The sequence below is a fragment of the Vibrio nomapromontoriensis genome, assembly GCF_050337205.1.
Taxonomy (GTDB): Bacteria; Pseudomonadota; Gammaproteobacteria; order Enterobacterales; family Vibrionaceae; genus Vibrio; species Vibrio nomapromontoriensis.
The window spans coordinates 26,183-51,598 of the sequence record NZ_JAKJSS010000015.1 but is presented as its reverse complement, the minus strand read 5'-3'; the positions used below and the strand labels follow the sequence as shown (position 1 = coordinate 51,598).

The 25,416-nt window shown below is 45.6% G+C and carries 17 protein-coding genes; 4 read left to right on the top strand and 13 right to left on the bottom strand.

Going from position 1 to position 25,416, the window contains the following annotated elements:
• The first annotated feature begins 245 nt into the window (after window positions 1-245).
• Window positions 246-2,825, top strand: coding sequence for a TRAP transporter permease (locus L4D05_RS18725; RefSeq protein ID WP_428753271.1), 2,580 nt, complete (start codon window positions 246-248; stop codon window positions 2,823-2,825).
• Between the two features lie 80 nt (window positions 2,826-2,905).
• Window positions 2,906-3,346, top strand: a complete 441-nt coding sequence (locus tag L4D05_RS18720; protein ID WP_428753273.1) for a universal stress protein — start codon at window positions 2,906-2,908, stop codon at window positions 3,344-3,346.
• Window positions 3,347-3,453: 107 nt separating this feature from the next.
• On the opposite strand, the gene L4D05_RS18715 is transcribed toward L4D05_RS18720, so the two are convergent.
• From L4D05_RS18715 to rapA, 3 genes are all read right to left on the bottom strand, one after another.
• Window positions 3,454-4,482, bottom strand: a complete 1,029-nt coding sequence (locus L4D05_RS18715) for a D-2-hydroxyacid dehydrogenase (protein WP_428794912.1) — start codon at window positions 4,480-4,482, stop codon at window positions 3,454-3,456.
• Between the two features lie 46 nt (window positions 4,483-4,528).
• Complete coding sequence (locus tag L4D05_RS18710; RefSeq protein ID WP_428794911.1) at window positions 4,529-5,266, bottom strand: RluA family pseudouridine synthase; 738 nt, start codon at window positions 5,264-5,266, stop codon at window positions 4,529-4,531.
• Between the two features lie 130 nt (window positions 5,267-5,396).
• Entirely contained in the window at window positions 5,397-8,306 is a 2,910-nt protein-coding gene (gene rapA, locus L4D05_RS18705; RefSeq protein ID WP_428794910.1) for an RNA polymerase-associated protein RapA, read from the bottom strand.
• A gap of 489 nt (window positions 8,307-8,795) precedes the next feature.
• Between rapA and L4D05_RS18700 the strand changes: the two genes are divergently transcribed.
• Window positions 8,796-10,172 carry a PhoH family protein gene (locus L4D05_RS18700; RefSeq protein ID WP_428794909.1) on the top strand — a complete coding sequence of 459 codons (1,377 nt, stop codon included), beginning with the start codon at window positions 8,796-8,798 and terminating at the stop codon, window positions 10,170-10,172.
• Between the two features lie 188 nt (window positions 10,173-10,360).
• Here the strand turns inward: L4D05_RS18700 and tldD are convergent, their stop codons facing one another.
• From tldD to L4D05_RS18650, 10 genes are all read right to left on the bottom strand, one after another.
• Window positions 10,361-11,806 (bottom strand): metalloprotease TldD, encoded by a 1,446-nt coding sequence (tldD, locus tag L4D05_RS18695; protein ID WP_428794908.1) that lies wholly within the window; start codon window positions 11,804-11,806, stop codon window positions 10,361-10,363.
• 7 nt (window positions 11,807-11,813) lie between these two features.
• Window positions 11,814-12,647, bottom strand: coding sequence for a carbon-nitrogen hydrolase family protein (locus tag L4D05_RS18690; protein WP_428794907.1), 834 nt, complete (start codon window positions 12,645-12,647; stop codon window positions 11,814-11,816).
• A 3-nt stretch (window positions 12,648-12,650) separates the two neighbouring features.
• Window positions 12,651-16,553 carry a YhdP family protein gene (locus L4D05_RS18685; RefSeq protein WP_428794906.1) on the bottom strand — a complete coding sequence of 1,301 codons (3,903 nt, stop codon included), beginning with the start codon at window positions 16,551-16,553 and terminating at the stop codon, window positions 12,651-12,653.
• A 10-nt stretch (window positions 16,554-16,563) separates the two neighbouring features.
• A complete protein-coding gene (gene rng / locus L4D05_RS18680) occupies window positions 16,564-18,033 on the bottom strand; it encodes a ribonuclease G (RefSeq protein WP_428753284.1) in 1,470 nt (489 codons plus the stop codon).
• A 16-nt stretch (window positions 18,034-18,049) separates the two neighbouring features.
• Complete coding sequence (locus tag L4D05_RS18675) at window positions 18,050-18,658, bottom strand: Maf family protein (protein WP_428794905.1); 609 nt, start codon at window positions 18,656-18,658, stop codon at window positions 18,050-18,052.
• Complete coding sequence (gene mreD, locus L4D05_RS18670; RefSeq protein WP_428753287.1) at window positions 18,648-19,136, bottom strand: rod shape-determining protein MreD; 489 nt, start codon at window positions 19,134-19,136, stop codon at window positions 18,648-18,650. The genes L4D05_RS18675 and mreD overlap by 11 nt, the downstream gene beginning before the upstream one ends.
• A gap of 16 nt (window positions 19,137-19,152) precedes the next feature.
• Window positions 19,153-20,016 (bottom strand): rod shape-determining protein MreC, encoded by an 864-nt coding sequence (mreC, locus tag L4D05_RS18665; protein WP_428753289.1) that lies wholly within the window; start codon window positions 20,014-20,016, stop codon window positions 19,153-19,155.
• A 61-nt stretch (window positions 20,017-20,077) separates the two neighbouring features.
• The gene (locus L4D05_RS18660; RefSeq protein WP_250617449.1) at window positions 20,078-21,121 is read right to left on the bottom strand and encodes a rod shape-determining protein; all 1,044 of its coding nucleotides are present in this window, start codon (window positions 21,119-21,121) and stop codon (window positions 20,078-20,080) included.
• Window positions 21,122-21,519: 398 nt separating this feature from the next.
• Window positions 21,520-23,511: an RNase E specificity factor CsrD gene (csrD, locus tag L4D05_RS18655; RefSeq protein WP_428794904.1), complete on the bottom strand. Its 1,992-nt coding sequence runs from the start codon at window positions 23,509-23,511 to the stop codon at window positions 21,520-21,522.
• Between the two features lie 269 nt (window positions 23,512-23,780).
• Window positions 23,781-24,341: a single-stranded DNA-binding protein gene (locus L4D05_RS18650; protein WP_265676273.1), complete on the bottom strand. Its 561-nt coding sequence runs from the start codon at window positions 24,339-24,341 to the stop codon at window positions 23,781-23,783.
• Window positions 24,342-24,604: 263 nt separating this feature from the next.
• Here L4D05_RS18650 and L4D05_RS18645 point away from each other — a divergent pair, with 263 nt between their 5' ends.
• Window positions 24,605-25,252 (top strand): LuxR C-terminal-related transcriptional regulator, encoded by a 648-nt coding sequence (locus L4D05_RS18645; protein WP_265676275.1) that lies wholly within the window; start codon window positions 24,605-24,607, stop codon window positions 25,250-25,252.
• The last annotated feature ends 164 nt before the right edge of the window (window positions 25,253-25,416 follow it).

Genomic DNA, 25,416 nt, shown 5'->3' with positions numbered 1-25,416 from the left:
ACTTTCTAGCCAAACATACACAACAACAACCACACCTTCGCATCCATTGACTACACTATTAGGGGCGAAACAGGGTTCTATACCTAAATGACTTGCAGAGACAAGTTGGTAATGCTCACTAAATCTCAATCGACATAAGAAACGATGGGATGGTATTAAGCGCACCGACTCACCACCGCTACAAGTAAAAAGGGATAATCCGTTGTTGGGAAACATTGGACCATGAATAATAAAGGATAAAGTACATGACGCAGACATCACAACCGTCGCAAGATGTGCAAGAAATGGTCGCGCAAGCCGATACTGGAGCACGAAGCCCACAAGGAATACCAGCAAAGATCCTCTGGTTTGTTCCTTTGTGTTGGTCGCTATTTCAACTTTGGTATGCTTCTCCGCTACCATTTATTTTTAATTTTGCCGTTCTCAACGATACTGAAGCGCGTTCAATACATTTAACGTTCGCTATTTTCTTAGCTTTCACCGCTTATCCAGCGATGAAATCCTCTCCAAGAGACCGAATTCCTGCAATAGATTGGGTATTAGCATTATTGGGCAGCTTTTCTGCCGCTTATATATTTCTCTTTTATACCCAGCTAGCTGAACGTTCTGGTGCGCCTACGACCATGGATATTGTCGCGGCAGTCACTGGGATGATCTTACTCCTTGAGGCGACACGACGTGCATTAGGGCCTCCGCTCATGGTGGTTGCTGCAGTATTTCTGCTGTACACCTTTGGTGGTCCTTATATGCCTGATGTCATCGCGCATAAAGGGGCAAGTTTAAACAAAGCCATGTCACACCTTTGGCTTACTACTGAAGGGGTGTTCGGCGTCGCTCTAGGTGTATCCACCTCGTTTGTTTTCTTGTTTGTACTCTTTGGTGCGATGCTGGAACGAGCAGGTGCTGGTGCTTACTTCATTAAAGTTGCATTCTCTTTACTAGGGCATATGCGTGGCGGTCCAGCAAAAGCGGCGGTTGTTGCCTCTGGCCTATCTGGACTGGTCTCAGGTTCATCCATCGCCAACGTGGTGACCACAGGTACCTTTACTATCCCATTAATGAAGCGAGTGGGTTTCCCTGGTACCAAAGCCGGCGCGGTTGAAGTTGCCGCTTCCACCAATGGGCAACTGACTCCACCAATCATGGGTGCTGCGGCATTTCTAATGGTTGAGTATGTGGGTATCTCCTATGTAGAAGTGATCAAGGCGGCACTACTTCCCGCGCTCATTTCCTACATTGCCCTAATTTATATCGTGCATTTAGAAGCCTGCAAAGCTGGTATGACAGGACTACCTCGCCGCCATAACCCGACTCTGGTTCAAAGCCTATTATCATTTACAGGCACCATTTTAGGACTTTGCGTCATTAGTGCCGCCGTCTATTATGGGATTGGCTGGACTAAAGGGGTATTTGGTGATGCCGCAACACCGATTGTTGGCGTAGCGCTCCTCATTTCTTATATCGGCTTACTTAGAATCTCTGCCCGTTACGCCAAAGAAGGCGTAATGGAGATTGATGCCGAGTTAACCGAAGTCCCAGATCCAGGGCCAACCATCAAGTCTGGTTTACACTTTTTACTGCCAATTGTCGTCCTAGTATGGTGTCTCACTGTTGAGCGATTCTCTCCAGGGCTATCCGCATTCTGGGCAACCGTCTTTATGATTTTCATTTTGATAACTCAACGTCCGCTGATCGCGATAATGAGTAAATCGGATGATGTTGCACAACAGGCAAAAGCAGGATTTGTTGACCTTGCCGAAAGCATGGTATCTGGTGCTCGCAACATGATCGGTATCGGTGTCGCGACAGCAGCGGCAGGTATTGTCGTTGGTGTCGTTACCTTAACGGGTATTGGTCTTGTCATGACCGACTTCGTTGAGTTTATTTCCGGTGGCAGCATCATTTTGATGTTGTTGTTTACTGCGGTCATTAGCTTGATTCTCGGTATGGGCTTACCCACTACGGCCAACTATATTGTGGTATCAACCCTGATGGCACCGGTGATTGTCACCTTAGGCGCAGCTCATGGTCTGATTATTCCTCTTATTGCCGTCCATCTATTTGTTTTCTACTTTGGTATTTTGGCCGATGATACCCCTCCGGTTGGTCTCGCTGCCTTTGCCGCTGCTGCAATCGCTAAGTCAGACCCAATCCGTACGGGTATACAAGGCTTTACCTACGATATTCGTACCGCTATTTTGCCATTCATGTTCATTTTTAATACTCAGCTCCTGTTAATGGGTATTGATTCATGGTGGCACTTAGCACTCACCGTCATTTCATCCATCATCGCTATGCTCATTTTCTCAGCGGCGACCCAAGGATGGTGGTTAACCAAAAATAAATGGTGGGAAACGGTATTGCTATTAGTGCTAACTTTCACCTTCTTCAGGCCCGGATTTTGGTGGGATATGGTCTACCCTGCAAAAGTTGTTTCACCTGGGATTGAGATAGCGCAAATCACTGAACAGCTAAATGTTGGACAATCCATCGAATTACGAGTAGGTGGTGAAACCTTTGATGGCAAAGCCGTAGAAAAAACGGTTCGCCTACCATTTGATGACAGCGCCACCACAGCTGAAGATAGAATCGCCTCGATGGGACTCATGCTCACAGAAAATGACGGTAAGATGATTATCGACATGGTTGAGTTTGGTAGCCCTGCGGAAGCTTCTGGACTTGATTTTGATTGGGAAATCCAATCCATCATACAAGATGCGGAACGACCAATGAAAGAATGGATGTTTCTACCAGCGCTACTCATACTCTTAGCCATGGCTATGAATCAAAAACGTCGTGCTCGTAGGGAAGCGTTAAGCGCGTAAGACAGATAGGGCTCCCTATAGTGGGAGCCTTAGTAAGGACAAAGCGACCTCACCTAGCGTGAATTAAGAAGAGAAATCACATGTATAAACAGATCCTTGTTCCTGTCGATCTAAATGACAAAGGCTTTTCCGATAAAGCTGTAGAGATCGCGGTGTGGCACGCCAAACATTCCAATGCGGAAATCCATCTCCTGAATGTGCTACCAGGCATTCACATGTCGATGGTCGCCACATACTTTCCTAAAGATGCAGCGGCTAAAATGAAAAGCGATGTAAAAGCACAACTTAAGGCATTCGCTGATCAGCATATTGATGATGAAGTGATCTTTAAAGTTCACGTCGCCGAAGGCAAACCCTACGCCACCATATTAGATTTTGCTGAACGCCTTGGAGCAGACTTAATCGTTATGCCAAGCCATAAACGCTCAAAAATTGATAAAGTGGTGCTTGGCTCTGTGGCGAGTAAAGTGGTGCAAAACTCCCCGATTAACGTTTTAGTTGTCAAACCACAAGCCGACTGACCCAAAGATTTGCCACAAAAAAAGGTAGCATCTGCTACCTTTTTTAACGCTAAAACAACGCTGTCTATGCTAAGGCTTTCTCGTCAACACTCTAGCAACGAAATAAATTACACAACACGGTTTAATACTGCGCCTTGTTGAAAGGCCTCTAGATTATCAACCAATATATTGCAGAGCTTTTGTAGCGAAGAGTCACTTCCCCATGCCACATGAGGCGTTAATAGCAATGTGGGCATGTCTTTATTTACGATCAAAGGGTTATCTTCTGGGGCGGGCTCTTGAGTAAACACATCGACGCCAGCGCCTGCTATCACACCTTGTTGCAACGCATCCACTAACGCGTGTTCATTGACTAAACCACCCCGTCCGGTATTAATCAGCACCGCCGTTGACTTCATCAACTCAAGCTCATACTTATCAATCAGATTTACGGTGGACTCCGTCAAAGGGCACAACAAACACACGGCATCGGACTGTTTAAGGACACTATCAAATGCCTGATAGCCCGCTCGAACCTCCGATGTGCCTTTTCGCTCAGCGAACACCACCTTCATCCCTACCGCTGACGCCAACTTTGCGGTTGCCTGTCCTAGGGTACCAGAGCCGATAATACCCAACGTTGACCCAGCCACGTCTCGAATCGGGTGCGTAAAGAAGCAAAATTTCCCCTGTTTCTGCCACTCACCTTGAGCAATATCATTATGATAAGCGCGAATGTTTCGAAACAAAGCAAACAATAACCCTATCACGTGTTCGGGAACCGATTGAGTCGCATAACCTTGAATATTAGAAACGGCGATACCCCGAGACTTGCAGTAAGAAAGATCAACGTTATTAACACCCGTTGCCGTCACAGCAATGTGCTGTAACTTGCTTGCCTGCGCTAACACCTCTTCACTTAGTACGACTTTATTCGTCACGATAATATCCGCATCCACAATCCGCTCTGCAATCTGGGACGGCGTGGTTTCGGGATAACTCAACCACTGATGTTCAAACGATAAAGGCGCTATTTTAATATGAGACGGGATAGTATCTCGATCCAAAAACACCACCGTTGGTGCACTAGGTTCAGGCGAGTTCAAACACTTTTCATAGGACGGTTGTTTAGATAAATCGTGATGTGTATCGGTCATAGAGCATCCTTAACTAGCACTGACCGATAGTCTCAATCCGGTCAAATTAACATTTGGGTAGAGTTTTATAATCCGGTAAAACTGGCGCAGGGTCAAAATGTTCAATCACCATTTTTTCCGCTTGCGGATAAAACTCACACGGGACAAAAATAGAACTCAGCGCCAACGTTTCTGGATGATAAAAAGTAAGCTCCGTAGCATGAAGTGCCAACGTGTCTGAATACTGCTTTGCTTCATCATGCGCATAAAACTCATCCCCCACAATCGGATGCCCGATTGCCAACAAATGTACACGTAACTGATGAGAGCGGCCAGTAATCGGAAACAAGCGCACGATGCTGGTTTTCCCTTCTTCTGCCACCACCTGATAGTAGGTCTGTGATGGCTTACCGTCTTGATAACATACTTTTTGCCTTGGTCTATTCGGCCAATCGCAAATCAGAGGCTCATCAATCAACCCCTCTTTTATTTCAGGCGTGCCCCATACTCGCGCATAGTAGATTTTATGGGTCAGTCGATACTGAAATTGCTTCTTGATAGCACACTCTGCTGGCTTATTTTTTGCCAGTAACATCAACCCCGATGTGGACATGTCTAGCCGATGTACAACTTGGATTTCCGGATGCTCTGCATGTAGCCGGCTCCACATACTATCGTAGTGCTCTTCGGCTCTCCCTGGCACAGATAATAATCCAGAGGGCTTATTTACCGCCAGGATGTCCTCGTCTTCATAGACGATATCAATCCAAGGGTCAGTGGGTGGGGTGTAGCTTAGCATCGCCATAGTCATTACCGAGATTAAGGGGGGGGATAAATATAGATGAAGGTAACGCTTAGCTGTATACCTTTATCCGATACAAAGCGCGGAAACAAAAAATGCAGCATACGCTGCATTTTTTATTATCATGCCAAGCTTAGTTGTGACTCACGACAATCAGGCGTAGCGAATCCAGCTGCAATTGTGCGTTATTGATATAACCATCTAACGCTTTAATCTGAGTATCAATCGCCTCGATCTCTTCATCGCGAATATTTGGGTTCACCGCTTTCAATGCCTGAAGACGCTCCAGTTCACCATTGAGACTAGAGTACATGGCCTTGTGCGCCTGCTCTTTCGCTTGTGTAAGCTTAGGCTCCACGACCGCATTACCTGCTTCAATCAAACGTACGACTTCACCCTGAACCGATGTCACGAGCTTGCTCGCTAAGTGACGATTAACAGGGCTTAACTGACGGTTAAAGCCTTCAAACTCTACTTGAGCAGACAAATCATTACCTCGTCCATCGATCATCAAGCGAATCGGCTCTGGTGGCAAGAATCGGCTGATACCACTACGTTTAGGCGCTTGTGCGTCCACCACGTACACCAGCTCAAGCAAAATAGTTCCGACAGGCAACGCCTTGTTCTTCAACAATGAAACGGCACACGTACCAACGCCTTCACTCATCAGCAGATCGATACCGCCTTGGATCATTGGGTGCTCCCAACTGATGAAGTTCATATCTTCACGAGATAGCGCAGTATCACGGTCGAAGGTAATAGTCGCGCCTTCATAAGGCAAACCAGGATAACTCGGCACCATCATGTGCTCAGATGGTGTCACCACCAAAGCATTTTCACCTTTATCATCTTGGTTTAAGCCGATGGTATCAAATAGGCTTAACGCGAAAGTCACCAGGTTGGTATCACCATCGGTTGCTTTAATATCATCCGCTATTTTTTGCGCCGCTTCGCCACCATTAGAGTGCATCTCTAATAAACGGTCACGCCCCTGCTCTAGGTCGTGCTTCAGCTCTTGATTGTATTGACGCGAACCTTCAATAACCTCGTCCAATTCAGTCACATCACCAGAGGCTAGCATATTTACAATCGACTCTTGGTAACGGTCATAGACCATTCGACCCGTTGGGCAGGTTTCAGCAAAAGCGTTCAACCCTTCATCAAACCAACGCGCCAGGATCGCCTGAGAAGTCCCCTCTAGGTACGGTACATGTACGTCAATGTCGCGACTTTGTCCAATACGGTCCAAACGGCCAATACGTTGCTCAAGCAAATCCGGGTTAAATGGCAAATCAAACATAACCAGTTGATTAGCAAACTGGAAGTTACGACCTTCAGAACCAATCTCACTACAAATTAGTACCTGAGCACCACCCTCTTCCTGAGCAAAGTAAGCCGCCGCTTTATCACGCTCCAGAATTGACATGCCTTCATGGAACACAGTAGCGCGAATACCTTCTCGCTCACGAAGTGCCTGTTCAAGCTGCAAGGCCGTGCTTGAGCGTGATGCGATAACCAGAATCTTTTCACTGCGTTTTGCTTGGATTTTTTCAATCAACCAATTCACACGTGAATCGAACTGCCACCAACTTGAATCTTCACCTTCAAACTCTTGGAAGATCTCTTCTGGGTAAAGCATCTTCATCGCGCGAGCTTCTGGAGCCATTTTGCCGCCAATCATGCCAGATACACGCATTGAAGTGGTGTATTGCTGCGGAATAGGCATAGGAACCAAATTCACATTACGTGTTGGGAAACCTTTAATCGCCGCACGCGTATTTCTAAACAGTACGCGTCCCGTGCCATGTCGGTCCATCAGGTTATCAATCAGTTCCTGACGAGCCGTGCTTTTTTCATCATCATCCGCGCCACTTTCTAAGACGTTAAACAAAGGCTCTACGTCTTGTTCCGAAAGCAATTCTGTAATTTGATTCTTGGCTTCATTGGCCAATTTTTCACCAGAGAACAGAGCGGTAACCGCATCTGCAACCGGAGCATACTGATCTTCTTCTTTTACAAACGCCTCATAATCAAAGAAACGGTCAGCATCTAACAAGCGTAAACGAGCAAAATGGCTTTCACGTCCTAGTTGCTCTGGTGTGGCAGTAAGCAGTAATACACCAGGTGTCTTTTCAGCTAATGCTTCAATAACTTGATACTGACGACTTGGTTTTTCTTGGCTCCACTCTAAATGGTGTGCCTCATCGACAACCAATAGATCCCACTCACCTTCCAAGGCTTGCTCAAAACGCTTGCGACTCTTACGCAAGAAATCCAATGAACACAGCACAAACTGTTGAGTATCAAATGGGTTATCCGCCTCGGCGTACGCTTCAATACAGCGCTCTTCATCAAAGATTGAGAAGTGAAGATTAAAACGGCGCATCATTTCAACTAACCATTGATGCTGTAGGGTTTCTGGGACCACAATAAGGACACGCTCAGCACGGCCAGATAACACCTGCTGATGAATGATCATACCCGCTTCAATCGTTTTACCTAGGCCAACTTCATCAGCTAGCAATACGCGAGGCGCATGACGACGCCCAACTTCATGAGCAATGAAAAGTTGATGTGGAATCAAACCAGCTCGCATACCACAAAGACCACGCATTGGGCTTTTATGCTGCTGATGTTGATTGGTCAGTGCACGATAACGCAACACAAAATTGTCCATACGGTCAATTTGCCCTGCGAACAATTTATCTTGTGGCTTGTTAAAACGAATATGGTTGCTTAAAAAGATCTCACGCAAGGCCACATCTGTGTCTTGCGTGTCTTGGCGCGTACCAATATAAGTCAAAACGCCTTGGTCTTCCGACACATCCGCAACTTCTAAAGACCAGCCTTCTTGGCTATCTATAACATCGCCGACATTAAAAATGACTCGGGTTACCGGTGCATCACTACGTGCATAAACACGGTTTTCTTCCGATGCAGCAAACATCAATGATACTGTTCTCGCATCCAATGCGACGACCGTACCCAAACCTAAATCACTTTCCGTATCGCTAATCCAGCGCTGCCCTAAAGCAAATGTCATAGAACGAATACCTCACTCTTTTCGATATCTTTTGCGGTTATTTGGCGGTAGCTCAGAGTCACTATTGAGCTCACAACTCCGCCCAAATAATAGTAGATGATGACACAAAAATTGCGCATTCCTACCACTTGATGAAAGGTCGCTCATCTTACTTGAAGGCGTGATTTAGGTCACGCCAATTGCACGGAAAACCTCAGTTTTTTTTGTTTTGGTCACGTTGACATAAAACTGAAAAAAAATAGTGGCATTTGTTAACGGTAAGGTGAGAATTTTCACTTATACTGAAAGTGTAAACGTTACAAAGATGTTAAACCATTATGAACTTGTGAACGTATACAAGGATAAGCCATTCAATCTTATTAGTTTTGATTGAAGCAACCAAAGTTGACTCACCGTGTACACAGACGAGCCAGCGAGGATCCAAAACCTGATTCGTCTCAGCTGTGAGCAACTTGCCAGGACAACCGCGGAATGCGGCAAGGAGACTCTATGGGCGACACCGACCGTAAAATTTTTGTTCTCGATACCAATATCCTTCTCCACGAACCCTTCGCTATTTATTCATTTAAAGAACACGATGTTGTCATTCCAATGACGGTATTAGAAGAACTCGACCGAATAAAAGACAGTAAACGCGACGTTGCTCGTGACGCTCGTGTCGCTATTCGGGCACTTGAGAATCTTTTTAAAGACGCCACGCCCGATGAAATATCTGAAGGAATTCCCTTCTCCCACGAGCAGCAAGCAACTGGCACTATCTCCATATTGGCTGATTATATGCTGCAAGAAACCTTCAAAGCATTTGCCGACAAAGAAGGCGACAATCGAATCCTGAACGCCGTCCTATACTTGCAGAACAAACGTGCACCGCGCGATATCATCCTAGTGACCAAAGACATCAATATGAGACTGAGAGCTAAAGGTGCCGGCGTATTGTTTGTCGAAGACTATCGTACCGACCAACTCATTGATGATGTGGAATATCTGACAAAAGGTTTTCAAAAAATACCGGGCGATTTTTGGGACGGGATAGATAACGTTGAAACCAGCGTCCTCGGTAGCAATACCTTCCATACTTTCAATAGAGATGCCATCGCCCCTTCCTATGTAAATCAATATCTGGTTGATGAAGAGAGTGACTTTGCTGGTAGAGTCGCGGATATTCATGAGGAAGACATCACCATAAAAGACCTCAGTCATGAGCGCTTGCTGTCTCGCCAAGCTTGGGGGATTCGCCCGAAAAACACTTACCAAGGAATGGCAATGGATGCCTTGCTTGACCCTGATATCGACCTCGTTATTTTAACTGGCGCGGCAGGGAGTGGTAAAACACTGCTCGCGATGGCAGCTGCGCTTGAAATGACCATAGAAAGAAGCATGTTTGATAAAATCATCGTGACACGTAACACGCCAGATATTGGCGAGTCGATAGGTTTTCTTCCTGGTAGTGAAGAAGAAAAAATGATGCCATGGCTGGCAGCGATTACGGATACGTTGGAAGCACTGCACAAGCATGATCATTGCACCGAAGGATCATTAAAATACATTTGCGACAAAGCTAACATTCAATTTAAATCGATTAACTTTATGCGAGGGCGCTCGATACAAAATGCGTTTGTGTTGCTCGACGAATGCCAAAACCTTACAGCATCGCAAATTAAAACCATCATCACTCGTTGTGGCGAAGGAACAAAAATTGTCTGTTCAGGTAACCTTGCGCAAATAGACTCTCATTACCTTACCCCTGTCACTTCAGGGCTTACCTACATGGTAGAACGATTCAAAAACTTTTCAGGTAGCGCCAATATACATTTAAATGGTGTGGTTCGAAGCCGACTGGCTGAATATGCGGAAGAGAATTTGTAGGTCCTGGGTCCTGGGTCCTGGGTCCTGGGTCCTGGGTCCTGGGTCCTGGGTCCTGGGTCCTGGGTCCTGGGTCCTGCAGGATAGTGCCTATTATTAGGCTAACTTCAATAAAAATCGCGGCATTTCGCCGCGATTTTCAAGATCTTATCACTAAGTGCCCAACGGCGTTATAGTGACTTCACATAAATTTAGTCTGTGCCACCCACGGTAAGCGCATCGATTTTCAGACTTGGCTGACCAACGCCAACTGGCACGCTTTGACCTGCCTTACCACACACGCCAACGCCTCGGTCTAGGCTTAGATCATTACCTACCATCGACACCTGTTGCATCGCTTCAATGCCAGATCCTATCAAGGTTGCGCCTTTTACTGGAGTGGTAATTTTACCATCCTCAATCAAGTATGCCTCAGAGGCAGAGAAAACGAACTTACCCGATGTGATATCAACCTGACCACCACCAAAGTTAGGCGCATATAAGCCCTTCTTCACCGTCGAAATGATTTCTTCCGGCGTATGTTGCCCTGGCAACATGTAAGTATTGGTCATGCGTGGCATAGGTAAATGAGCGTAAGATTCTCTGCGTGCATTACCTGTTGGATTGACACCCATTAAACGTGCGTTCAGCTTATCTTGCATGTAGCCCTTTAACACACCATTTTCTATCAAGGTGTTGTACTGACCATGTACCCCTTCATCATCCACATTTAATGAACCACGCAAATCTTTAAGCGTGCCATCATCAACAATGGTACAAAGCTCAGAGGTCACTTTCTGACCCACTTTACCCGAGAAAACCGATGACTCTTTGCGGTTAAAGTCACCTTCTAAGCCATGACCAACCGCTTCATGTAATAAAACACCTGGCCAGCCAGATCCCAATACCACTGGCATTGTGCCAGCAGGGGCATCAATCGCTTCTAAGTTGACCAGCGCCTGACGAATTGCTTCATCGGCATAGTGATAAGCCACTTGTCTGCCATTTTCATCAGAGATAAAAAAGTCATAACCATAACGACCACCACCACCAGCACTGCCGCGCTCTCGACGATCGCCTTTCTGAGCTAGCACACTAATAGATAAACGAACCAAAGGTCTAACGTCCCCAGCTAATGTCCCATCCGTTGCCGCAACCAACATCTGCTCATAGACACCGCTTAAGCTAACCGAAACCTCACTCACCAGAGGCTCCTTAGTACGGATGTAAGCATCCAACTCTTTTAATAGCTCTGTTTTTTGTTGTTTTTCCCAACTTTCTAGCGGGTTAACCGCTGCGTAATACACTTGATTATCGCGTCGAGTCAACGCCTTAACTGAAGCGCTTTTCCCTTGCTGAGCAATACCACGTGCCGCCATCGCACTTTGCTTTAACCCGTCGAGGGTCAATTGGTCAGAATAGGCAAAACCCGTTTTTTCACCCGTAACGGCACGCACACCAACACCACGGTCGATATTGAACGAGCCATCTTTAATAATACTATCTTCAAGAACTAGAGATTCATGCCAGCTAGACTGAAAGTAAATATCCGCATAGTCGATCTGGCGAGTCGCAATGCTGGCTAGTGTAGCTTCGATATCTTGCTCTGTAAGACCTGTTGGCCCAAGTAGCGCATCTTCTATGCGTTCCATATTCATACTCTTATTATGGTAATGAGTGTAGATGTTGTTCGAAGCGAATATGTTTCGCAACAGGCATGGTTTGCCTGACTTCATTAACAACATCAAAATTTAAATCGGCAATGATGGTGCCAACCTGACCTTCCAGTTGACCTTGTATTTCTCCCCATGGAGAAATCACCATCGAGTGACCCCAAGTTTCGCGGCCACAAGGATGCGTACCACACTGATTCGCCGCTACGATCCAACATTGATTTTCTATTGCTCGCGCTCGCAGCAACACTTCCCAATGCGCTTGCCCGGTCACCGCGGTAAATGCGGCAGGCACGACAATCACAGTGGCACCTTGCGCTCGTAATGCACTATAGAGATGAGGAAAGCGCAAGTCATAGCAAATTGTTAGGCCTATCGCACCAAAATTCACTGGTACCATGGCCATGCTGTTGCCGGGTTTGAATGTCTCAGATTCTCTATATCGCTGAAACCCATCATCAACATCGACATCAAACATGTGCAGCTTATCATAGTGATTTAATCGCTGCCCGTTACCGTCATACACTAATGTCGTGGTACTCACCTCTGTCTCAGAGCGTCGAATTGGGAAACTACCCACAATTAGATTCACGTTATTGGCTTTGGCTATAGCCGCTAACTGCTGCTGTAATTCCCCTTTTCCAAGCGGCTCTGCGTAGTGGTGATACTCTTCTCTCTTACCAAACACCAGTGAATTTTCCGGCGTGAGAACCCATGTTGCCCCTTTGCTGGCAAGAAACTGAACCTGCTTGTCTATAAAGGCTAAGTTCTGTTTAGGATCTGGTCCCGAAGTCATTTGAATAATACCGAAGCGTTCCTTGCTCATGGATTACTTTTGCTCCTTTTTTAAATCATCAGGGAGTGTGTATTCCCCCTTACTTCGCGATATCTCACTCACGACAGGTGAGTCGAGCTTTCCTTTCACTGAGTAATTCACCTGAGTGACAACTTCAACCACAGGTGAAATGACTGTCGTTACCGCCAAGACAACCAATGCTGTTTGTGGCGTCACGGCAAACGCGGTAATAATAGGGATCCCTGATGTCATGTCTGGAGTGAAGTTCACTTCAGCATCCACCGTTTGAGCCGATAAATCGGCTAAGCCTTTTATTTTCATTTCGCCTGCAACGGCATCCATTTCAATGTCGTTAGTCACAAAAATACCATCGCGTATCTTGCCGCTACCGGTAATGGAATTAAAAGCCATCCCTTTATCAAATACGTCGGTAAAGTCGAGCTGCATCTTACGGATGATAGAGTCCAAACTAAATAACCCTAATAAACGAGCCGCACCACTGACATCGGAAATTACCCCTTTGCCTAGCTTGGTTTTAATCTCTCCATTTACCGTATCCACCCGCATTGACCAAGGCGCCCCGTCCCATGACAACGTAGAGTTCAATTCAAAAGGCGCTCGTTGAATACCAGAAGTAATTCCAAATCGCTCCATCAAATCGCTATTATTCTCACCCTCAACGCTAAGATTGACGTGGCTCCTACTTTGCTCGCCAGCCACCATCCAATCACCATCTATATTAATGGTATTGCTGCCACTACTAAGATTGAGCTTATTCCAAACTAACTTGTTCCCTTGGCGAGACACGTCCATATCGACCTTGCCCACTTTATAACCTTGGAACCAAAAATCATCAATCTTAAGCTTACTGTCAGGCAGAGAGTTAAAGAAGTCACGGTCAAACTCGCTCACTAATGGTGCAGACAAGTCCTCCTGCAATATGATTGGCTCATCTTTATCTGATGCTTCATTGAGTGATGGTAGGTAAATGTGCAATCGTTTTAGCGCAACGTAAAGCTGGTTATCATCACTGTAATTAGCCTGCCCTTTCGCTTCTTGGCTATCCAGTTCAAACTGCCAGCCACCTTGCTTATGGCGAGCATTAAAGTCGACGTCATGCCATTCAATCCCGCCGAGCGTCAACTCTTTCGCTTCAATATAAACACGCGTGGGTAGCGGAATCGTTGGGGTATTCAAATCATCCAAAAGCGCCTTTTTGGTGCTTGGTGGCTGCTTAGCGAGAGCGCTCCACTCATCAAAGCTAAACCGATCGGAGCGAACTTGAAAATCATGTCCCACAATAGGACTAATTTTGAAACCACCTTTACCCAGCACTAAGTTGGTCGCTTTCAATACTGGCGTTTCTTTTGTTATATCAATTTCAGTTTGATACTTCACAGAAGGAAGCTGTAATCGCGCCGAGATAGCTTGCTGGTTACCAGAAGCCTGTAATCTTGCTTTCCCTGCCTCACCAAATGCTTTCTTTAATGGGTAAGGATATTCACTGGCGAGAGTCACCAAATTGGCATTCAAGTCTAATTGATAGGTAAAGCCAACATCATTGAGCTGTAGGTCGACATCTAGACTCCAAGGCGCATGCCCCTTAAGCCCACTTACAAAGCGCTCACCTACATAAGGCTCTAGCGGTGCCATCGTCCAGTCACCGATAGCATCGATATTCACGCCATAGCCTTTACCTGAATTTTGACCATCAAAATCAAGCGTTATCGGCTGGTCTAGTAGTGTTGCGGATAGTCCTTTCGCGTTCACTAGGTCGTTATCAAATGCGATTTTTCCCGACACTTTTTCTAGTGTCATCGGCGGCGCATCTATCTCAACATGGTTGTCTTTAAGTTCCGCATAACCCCATGCTCTCGATGGCGTTGGATCTTCGGAAAATGGAATGTATAACTGAAAATCCGCGTCGACTTGACCACTAACTTGAACCGCAGTCAACGCGGCACCAACCGAGCCAACTAAAGGTGTCGCCATCATATAGTCACGGACGGCACTGCCACTTCCCGCCGCTTTCGCTTCAATTTCTAGGTGCCCATCGCCTCGGAGCTCAGGGATGCGACCCGTAATTCGTTTACCTTTTACGCCCATAAGCGTGGCTGCTTTTGAGTCAATATGCATCGCTTCATTTTGGAATAACAAATCCAATTGAAGGTTAGTTAATGGTGGCCAGTTAGTATCAAAACTAAACTTGGCATCACGCAAGCCGACCCAAGCTTGGAACATGCCATTATTGTCGTTATACGGAAAATCAGACAGCTGGCCGTACCAAAGCAGCTTCGCAGTATTCACGCGCCCTGCCTGAATCGCAGCAGACAAATAGTCCGTTAAACTCTGCCCAAGCGCGAGTGTAGGGAGGTAGCGCCAAGTCTCACCAGCATTGTAGAGATCCGCCTCAGCATAAAATGAAAGAAATGGGCTACTATCTTTGGGAAAGTCGAGTCGAAATGCGCCTAAAACCTGAATATCGGCGGTCGCAGCCGTCACTTTATCAGACCATAGTGACCAGCCCTTATCGCCATGATTCTCCCAATGAATATCAACTAAGCCCTGCTTAATATTCAACGGTGCTTGAAACACATCGCCATAAGGGAATTTATCATCAATGACCATCACCGTTGCTTTGGCTTTATTCAGATTACCCGCCAGACTGCCTGACACATGAGAAAAGCCCGGCAATAGTGCCCATTGCGATAGCGACATTTGCTGAAAACTTGCAGAATATTGAAGTGAATCAGGACCGCCTTGCTGGGCAATGCGAATGTCTTCAATCCGCCCACCAGGATTCAGCTTATCTAGCCACTCGGTGACCGTCGCATCTGGCGCCAATGAAGCAAGCGGTTTTAAAGCGTCAATTTCTAATTGAGACAGATTCACCTGCCATTGATTTTGACGGTTCCAATCAAGGGCAATATCCAATTCTGGCCAAGGCGTGTCATTCGTTCTGGCGGTGATTTCATGGGCGTTAATTTGCCACCCTGTTTTAGACGGGTGAAGATGTAGCAAAGCCGACTCAAGAACTAACTGGTTTTCTACGCCATCTTTTTCCCACATCAGCTCGGAAGGTAACACTTCAACATACGCTTCTTTAGCGGTGCTTTTATCAAGGGTTAACCAAGCTCGCAGGCTAGTATCCCCTCCAGTGATCCCGGTTTTCTTTGCCGTTTCGTCGGTTAACCATGGAGACACCGACATTTTATCTAACGTGACGTAAAACGAACCAGTAACATCACTTAAACTGCCGTTATCAATAAAATCCGCACGTACTTCCAATGAATCTAGATTGGCATCGGCAATGGATACCGTCCCTTGTGCAAGGTGGCGAGCATTTTCATTTCGCCATTGCAAATTGGTAATATCTAGCTCGCGAGGCTCTCCTGAGATGGCTTGATAAAAAATCGTCGATTCAACGACTGAGAAGCGGTCAAGTTGTCGCAGTAAAATATTATCAAGTCGATTAATAATATCTTCGGCATTTTTAGCAGGCTCATTGCCAGCAGGTGGCTTCAGCTCGCTTTTGTTACTAGTCGCCTTAAGCAGATCAACGGTACGAATATCTAAAATCATACCGTTGATCGACATATCAGCAATAACGGGCTGACGCTGTATTACCGTTTGAACCAAATCAAACTCAAGTTCCAGATTAGCAACTTCGAACTTACTTTGTTCATTTTTAGGCAGACCAACCACAACGCCCTGTAAGGAGATGGAAGGATGGGTATTGCGCCAAAAACCTCGAACGTCACTGATCGATACATCAAATCCCGTTCCTTGGTTGATCCAAGCAACAATTTCGGGCTGTATGCGGTTAAGCTGAGGCAAAGTGACGCGCAACACTGTGACCGTAGTAGCAAGCAACACTAACACGGTCAACAATATCCAAAGGAAAAAACGTACTAACTGATTAACGCGAGGACTCACACACTACTCATCACATCATAACAACATCAAATTGTTCTTGAATATACAAAGGTTCCGCTTGAATACGAACCTGTTTACCAATAAAGACTTCAAGCTCAGCCAACGCATGAGACTCATCGCCTTCTAGCGCTTCGGCAACGGCAGGAGACGCATAAGCAACAAACTTGTCTGCATCATAGGCTCGGTTAACACGAGTAATCTCACGAAGGATCTCATAACATACCGTTTCTACTGTCTTCACCGAACCACGGCTTTCACAAGTTGGACAACCACTACAGAGAACATGTTCAATACTTTCACGTGTTCTTTTACGTGTCATCTCGACTAACCCAAGCTGAGTAAAACCATTGATATTGGTTTTGACTCGATCCTTAGCTAACGCGGCATCAAGCGAGGCTAATACTCGCTGGCGATGCTCCTCAATCGTCATGTCGATAAAATCAATAATGATAATACCGCCTAGATTGCGCAGCCTTAATTGCCGAGCAATCGCTTGAGTTGCCTCTACATTGGTATTGAATATGGTGTCTTCTAAGTTTCTGCGCCCAACAAACGCGCCAGTATTGATATCAACCGTTGTCATCGCTTCCGTTTGATCAATGATCAGATAACCACCGGACTTGAGGTTCACTTTTCGCTCTAGAGAACGTTGAATCTCATTTTCCGTGTCGTACATATCAAAGATCGGCTTATCACCTTCATAGAGCTCTAGTAGGCACTCCAACTCTGGTACAAATTCGCGAGTAAACTCTTTCAGACTCTCATAAACCAAACGAGAGTCCACTTGAATTCGGGTCAATTCAGTACCCACAAAATCACGCAGAATTCGGTGCGCTAAACCAAGCTCACCATATAAGGTAGAGCGTGTTTTATACTTAGTTCGTCGCTCATTGATTTTAAGCCACAAGCGTTTAAGAAACTGAGCATCTTGCGCTAATTCTGTTTCATTCGCCCCTTCCGCTGCGGTACGAATAATAAAACCGCCATTCTCATCACAGTAGTCCGCCACCACTCGCTTGAGTCGATTTCTTTCTTTTTCACTTTCAATGCGCTGAGAAACACCGACATGGCTTGCGCCGGGCATAAAGACGAGATAACGAGAGGGTAAGGTGATGTCCGTGGTTAAACGAGCACCCTTAGTGCCAAGTGGGTCTTTCACCACCTGAACGACAATGTCTTGTCCTTGACGAACCAGTTCAGAAATATCTCTAACCTGAAACTGCTTCTTTTCATTTTCTGCCACACACTCGGTATGCGGTACAATATCTGAAGCGTGTAAAAACGCGGCTTTTTCTAAACCTATGTCCACAAAAGCAGCTTGCATCCCCGGCAATACTCGGCTGACTTTCCCTTTATAGATATTACCCACAATGCCACGTTTGGCTTCACGCTCAATGTGAACTTCCTGAAGAATTCCACCTTCAATCATTGCAACTCTTGTTTCACTTGGAGTCACATTTATCAACAGCTCTGCACTCATGAGCGCACCTCAATTTTTAATTATTTATAAATTCTTGCAAGAGCTGGTCAGTTTCATAGAGTGGCAATCCTACTACCGCGTAGTAGCTTCCTTCGATACGAGAGACAAAACGCCCTCCGAGTCCTTGAATTCCATAACTGCCAGCTTTATCTCGTGGCTCACCACTTAACCAGTATTGTTGTATTTCATTTTCAGTTAGTGGTTTAAACCAAACATCCGTCTTCACAACGACAGATGCTTGCTTATCAGTAGACACAACACTTACTGCTGTCATCACTTGGTGCTGATCATTCGCCAATAATTGCAACATCCGTTGCGCATCATCAAAATCAACTGGCTTTTCTAAAACCTTGCCATTTTGGACAACAACCGTATCAGAGCCAATCACGACGGCCCCATCACTGCCATCTTCAATTGCCTTTAGTCCAGCCAGTGCTTTTTCAAGCGACAAGCGCTCCACATACGCTTCAGCGCTCTCTTGCTCGCCTTTTAACTCTTCAATATCAGGGCTAACGGTCGAAAATTCATAACCCAACTGGTTAAGCAATTCTTTACGTCGCGGCGAGGTTGAGGCTAATACGATCTGATGTTTCATTGCGTTATGTTCTTCTCGGTTACCTGACATGCCAATGCCTTCTAATACGACGCAGCAACATAAACATCCATGGCCAAAGTATACAGTTAATCAACCCACTCCACAGCGACATCGGATTAAAAGTCACGTCTTGGATCAAATACTCACCGAAAAAGATTGCAACCTCTAGCCCCATGGACAGCAAACCGATCACTGTCGCCTGCTGCCACAGCGCCATGTTTCTTAAAACAAGAAAATTGAGTGCCACCACATAAACAATGATGGACATCATCATGCCACGAATACCAAGTGTAGACCCCACAAGTAGGTCCCACACTAATCCAACAAACAACGCAGTACCCACATTGACGCGATGCGGTAATGCGAGCACCCAATAACACATCACTAATAGCAGCCATGACGGTCGAATAAAATCGAGTACGCCCGGCCAAGGTATCGTTTGTAGGGTAAGCGCCACCAGCAATGAAAATCCAATTACTAGCTGACTGCGGAATCCACGATTAGTCATAGTCTATTTCTGTCTCTTATTGCGCATTCAGCGTCGCTTCAACTTCTTGCTGCTGCCTGTCTTGGTTAGGCCAAATCAACAATAAGTAACGCAAACGGTCAAAATCAACCACTGGTTCTGCGATGATGCTAGCAAACTCTCTACGATTATCGCGCTGCACTTGCTTAACATGCGCCACAGGATAACCTTCTGGGTAAATGCCACCTAACCCCGACGTCACAAGCAAGTCATCTTGCTGAATGTCAGTACTGGTTGGTATGTGTTCTAGTTGGATTTCATCAATTGCACCATTGCCAGATGCGATCACACGAATATCGTTACGGATAACCTGAACAGGAATTGCACTATTTGAATCCGTGAGCAACATAATTCGGCTGTTGTGGGCGCCTACAAATGTCACTTGCCCAACAATACCGTTTTCATTGATCACTGGCTGCCCTTCGTAAACACCATCAATTCTGCCTTTATCAATCACGACCTGGTGACGATAAGGAGAGGTGTCTACTGCCATGACCTCAGTCACAACCTTCTTTTCATCTCGGACAAACGATGACCCCAATAACTCGCGAAATCGTTGGTTTTCTTCGCGATATTGATCCAACAAAATCAAATCACTCTTTAAACGTAAGACTTCGCGCTTAAGGTTAATGTTTTGCTCTGCTAGACCCTGCCGTGTGTTAAATCGCTCATACACACCATCAAACATGCTTCGAGGCAAGTTAGCAGCGTACTGAATGGGCGCGACGGCACTATTGAGTAAGTAACGGAAATTAGAGAATGTATCTAAACGACTATCAGCCAGCATTAAGCCAGCTGATAGAGATACCGCAAGAAATAGGCGAAGTTGTAAGGAAGGACCTCGACCAAATATTGGTTTCATGTACTCATTATCCTAATGTGGACTCTGGTTTCAGTGCCACACTAAAACCAGAGTGAAACCATTATTCTTCAGTAAACAGATCGCCACCGTGCATGTCGATCATTTCTAATGCTTTACCGCCGCCACGAGCCACACACGTTAGTGGGTCTTCAGCGATAACCACTGGAATACCAGTTTCTTCTGTAATCAAACGATCGAGATCGCGAAGTAGTGCACCACCACCCGTTAATACCATACCGTTCTCAGAGATGTCAGACGCAAGCTCCGGTGGACATTGCTCTAGCGCAACCATTACCGCAGAAACGATACCAGTTAGTGGCTCTTGAAGCGCCTCTAGAATCTCATTGGAGTTTAGGCTGAAGCTACGTGGCACACCTTCAGCAAGGTTACGCCCACGAACTTCAATTTCTTCAACCGTATCACCCGGATAAGCAGAACCAATCTCATGCTTAATTTTTTCAGCCGTCGCTTCACCAATTAAGCTACCGTAGTTACGACGGACATAATTGATAATCGCTTCATCGAAACGGTCACCACCGATACGCACAGATGAAGAATAAACCACACCGTTAAGTGAAATCACCGCCACTTCAGTTGTACCGCCACCGATATCAATAACCATCGAACCCGTTGGTTCTGATACACGAAGACCCGCACCAATCGCAGCTGCCATTGGTTCATCGATCAAATACACTTCACGAGCACCAGCACCTAGTGCTGACTCACGAATCGCACGACGCTCTACTTGAGTAGAGCCACAAGGAACACAAACCAACACGCGTGGGCTTGGTTTTAATACGCTATTGTCATGCACTTGCTTAATAAAGTGCTGAAGCATTTTTTCAGTCACATAAAAGTCCGCGATCACGCCATCTTTCATTGGACGAATTGCCGAAATGTTACCCGGAGTACGACCTAGCATTTGCTTAGCAGCATGTCCTACTGCTGCCACGCTTTTCGCCGAACCCGCACGATCTTGACGGATAGCAACTACAGAAGGCTCGTCTAGGACGATACCTTGGCCTTTTACATAAATCAGTGTGTTGGCAGTACCTAGATCTATCGATAGGTCGTTAGAAAACATGCCACGCAGTTTTTTAAACATATTCTTCGCTCGTCCTGCAAGAATGAGAAGACAAAAATTGCACTAAATGTACCAATGCCTTGCCATATCAGCAAGGCATTGGAGCAGAAACATGGGCTGAAAACCTCATTTTCTTACAGTTTCCTTACTTAACGCAAAAAATTGACAATAATTCGCCACTAGACAGGCCAGTTTATTGTGAAAAAGACATGGCGTTCTAAGTGAACAATGATTTTCCTACAATGCAAGAAATAGCGCATATGGGCAAAGCGGGGATAGAATCGCACGGAGAGTACGCACCGGATTCATCACGGTGTGTTCACATGTGAGCACTATAGATTGGACAAGCGCCCTCAAAAAAGGGGCGCGCTCATTCAGAAAGCAAATATTCCACACACATCATTAACAACGCAACGTCGTTATGTCTTTCGCCAACGGTTTCGTCGACCCGGTTTAATTGCCGCAACTCTCTTACTTGCTTCCGGTAGCAATTGAACTTCAGGGGCAAAATAACGGCCTTGACCACCACTTACGCCAAGGTCAATCAATGTATGCCATTCTTTTTTCGTTTCTACACCAACAGCAATAACCTTGGTTGTCGAATCACCACAGGCACCAACCATACTACGGACAAACAGTTGGTTCTCATCTCTTTGATCGATTTTCTTAATCAAGCTGCGGTGTAGTTTTAAGTAGTCGACTTTAAGGTCTTTTATGTAATGTGTACTAACAATCGAGCGCCCTGCTTGACCAATAATGACGGTACAACCTAACCCTGACAGCATCCTAATCACCGGGCGAATATAATCCAAATGTTGGATGACTCGTGCTTCAGAAAACTCAAACGCTAACTGTTGTCTCTGCGCAATAGGCAACTGAAGCAGCTCATCTCTAAACCACTTAAAGTGGCGTTTGTGAGCAAAGGGAACCACATATAAATTGATCGAAATAGGGAGTATTGCCTTTCCTTGCTTGATATTACGAATCACTTTGTTCAAGACCGAGCGATCCAAATTGGACTCATAGCCCACTTGAATAAGCGCGGAATGAAAACGTGAGGCTTTCACCACGCCACGTTCAGGATCTTCAATTCGAGCAAATAACTCACGGTGCAGTACGTGCAGATCTTTTCCCTTTTCATAGAGATAACAAGGCTGAGAAAAGATCAGTAGATTTTCAGGCAACAAGGCTTTATCAAACAAAGTTCGCCAGCGCACACTGCCACGCTCATCCATCGTTTGTGTTTGTTTACTGTAGCGGCTCCAATTGTTCGCCTTCTGCAGCTGGGCGCTTTTCAGTGCTGTCTCAGCCTCTTCCATAATTCGGCCTTGGCGTTCAGATTCCGCATACATGCTGACCCCGATGTGACACCAATTGTCTTCATCCAGAGGAAGTGGTGGCGTCACCTTGGCTAACTGACGTAAGCACTGATTAGCAAGCGTAGCGACATCTTTTGCACTTTGGTGGGGGATAAATACCGCGAAATCGGCATCAAAATAACGAGAGAAAATGGCATCAGGGTATTTTTGTACCGCATTAGACAGTACCTCACCGACCTCAATTAAGAAGTCATCAGAAACCGCCTTACTGTTGTGCTCGGTCACCTGATCCCAATCCTCGATACGAAACAGCATCACGCCACCTTGTGCGCCACTTTCTAACAGAGCTGACTCAAGCTTGCTGTCGAAAAGCATTCGGTTTGCACTGCCTGTCAAAGGGTCGAGGAAAGTTTGAGTACGAATAAACGTATCAAAGCGACTGCGCTCTTGCCTAGCATCTTGCAATTCTTCGATCAGAATATCGAGAGCTTCACTCGCGGTATACGGCCATTCGCGTAAGTCTCCCTTCGCGTATTGCTCAACTCGGCCCCCTAAGATCATTCGACCACGCTCTTCGAGCAACTCTGAACCGATCAGCTGTAGTCGTAGCCACTTCACACCTTGCATTAAACAAAAGACTATCAACCCAAATGCTAACGTCACCGACCACATCGCCTCTAAGGAATAACGAACACCAAGGTAAGGAGGCAGAGCGGTAAAACTAATGGTGTAGCCATCATTGCGTTCTAAGGTGTAGGTTCTTTGATAGATGATCGTGCGATCAATCATGGGAGAGGTATTTTTGTAGCGGTAAACCACACCGGCAGATGAAGAAAGCTGCATCTCAATAATGTTGCTTGCCTGCAACATTTTTGGCATCCAACGTTGCATCATATAAGCCGCATCAGGATCTTCAAGTTCTTTATCAATAACTTTAACAATGCCCGACAGATGGTGGTTAAGGTACTCTTGTCCCATTTTTTTTATCGACAATGTGCCACCGACAAACAAAATAAAAACCGCACTGAGTACAATCACGGTCACAAAGGCAACCAAGCGAGTGCTTAATTTAAGGGTGGGAGTTTGTCTCATAAATGTTCAAGTCCTTTTTGACCCATTTATCTTCTCTTAATCATAAGAGAAATATGCGCGTTATCCATCAATCATCACTTTGTCACATGGATAAACAACTGAGTGCGCTAACTGATTGTTATATCAAATTTACTCAACAGGGTTAAGCTTCATCCAATGCCCAGACTCTAATAGTTGCTCTAACTCTAATAAACGAAAAAAACCGCGATTACTCGCGGTTTTTTCAATTCGAGCAGCAAGTAGAATATCTACTCACAAGAACGGCCGATTTAGAACGGGATATCGTCATCAAAATCCATTGGCGGTTCATTGTACTGTGGCTGTTGTTGCGCAGGTTTTTGCTGTGCTGGCTGCTGTTGAGCAGACTGCTGCTGAACCGGCTGTTGTGGCTGACCCCAACCTTGCTGAGGCTGTTGAGATTGCTGCTGCATACCACCTTGGTTCATGCCGCCTTGCTGCATTGGAGCACCGCCACCTTGACGACCACCAAGCATTTGCATCACGCCATTAAAGCCTTGTACAACCACTTCTGTTGTATAACGGTCTTGACCACTTTGATCTTGCCATTTACGAGTCTGTAGTTGACCTTCAATATAAACTTGAGAGCCTTTACGCAAATATTCACCAGCAACTTCAGCCAGCTTTCCAAACAAAGCAACACGATGCCACTCTGTTTTCTCACGCTGTTCACCCGTTGCTTTATCTCGCCAAGATTCTGACGTTGCGATTGTGATATTCGCTACCGCACCACCGTTTGGCATGTAACGAATTTCTGGGTCGTTACCTAAGTTACCCACTAGAATGACTTTGTTTACTCCACGGCTTGCCATGTTTTGCTCCGTAACCACAATAGATATTTTAAATTTAGCACAATAGGATAACACGATACTTCATTTCGACAACAGCGCTTAATGAATCAATCCAATGATAGGGATCAAGCTCTAATTCTTGAACTGACCACCATCACCGACAACATAAGACTTATATCAATTACTTAGATTTTTTAACTGAGTCTCAAATGTATCCTTCCGGTCTAGAACCTAGCTCCGATACTCGTCAGCATGCATAAAAACAATCGGACTAAGTCATTCTTATGAGAAAAAATAGCTACAAACGCATCATTCAGCATGTGGCACTAAGCACGAGTTCGCCCGATCCTCTTGTGGAACAACTTTCCAAGTTAAGTATCAATGCCATCGATGTTATTCAACCGGAAGCCCTGATGGTGGCGAGAGACAAAGTACGTAACCGAATATTATTGTTTGATTACCACGCCTCGCTAGACATCTTCCAGCAAGTACTTAACCTCCCTTTAGTGAGTAAGCACTTTGAAACCATTTTAATCAACGTTCCGCATAGACTCACCACGGAAACCATCCTGCGCTACGGCAACATTAAAGGCTTATTCTATAGCCATGAATCACCAGAGAAGATCGTCAAAGGCTTTGATGAAATCATTAATGGCAAAAACTGGTTACCTCGGGATGTCTCGAGTCAATTATTACATCACTATCGACACGTCGTGTCCGCCAATACGTCTCCAGCAGTGGTTGACCTAACCGCTCGCGAAATTGATATCCTGCGCAGTCTTCAATCTGGGGCAACCAATATGCAAATGGCTGAGGATCTATTCATTACCGAATCCACCGTAAAATCACATCTTTATCAGATATTTAGAAAGCTATCAGTTAAAAACCGCTTACAAGCTATTGCATGGGCCAACCAACACTTACTCTCTTAACGAATAAAACTAGACTTACCACAAAACATTGATAAATCAATCATGAATGCCTCACCCGCCCAACTTAGGATAAGGCTGTTATCTGGATTTAATTAGCGGTAGACTAGCGGCAGAATATTCGTCAGTAACGCAAACTACAGACTATAAAGATAAAGGGTTTTATC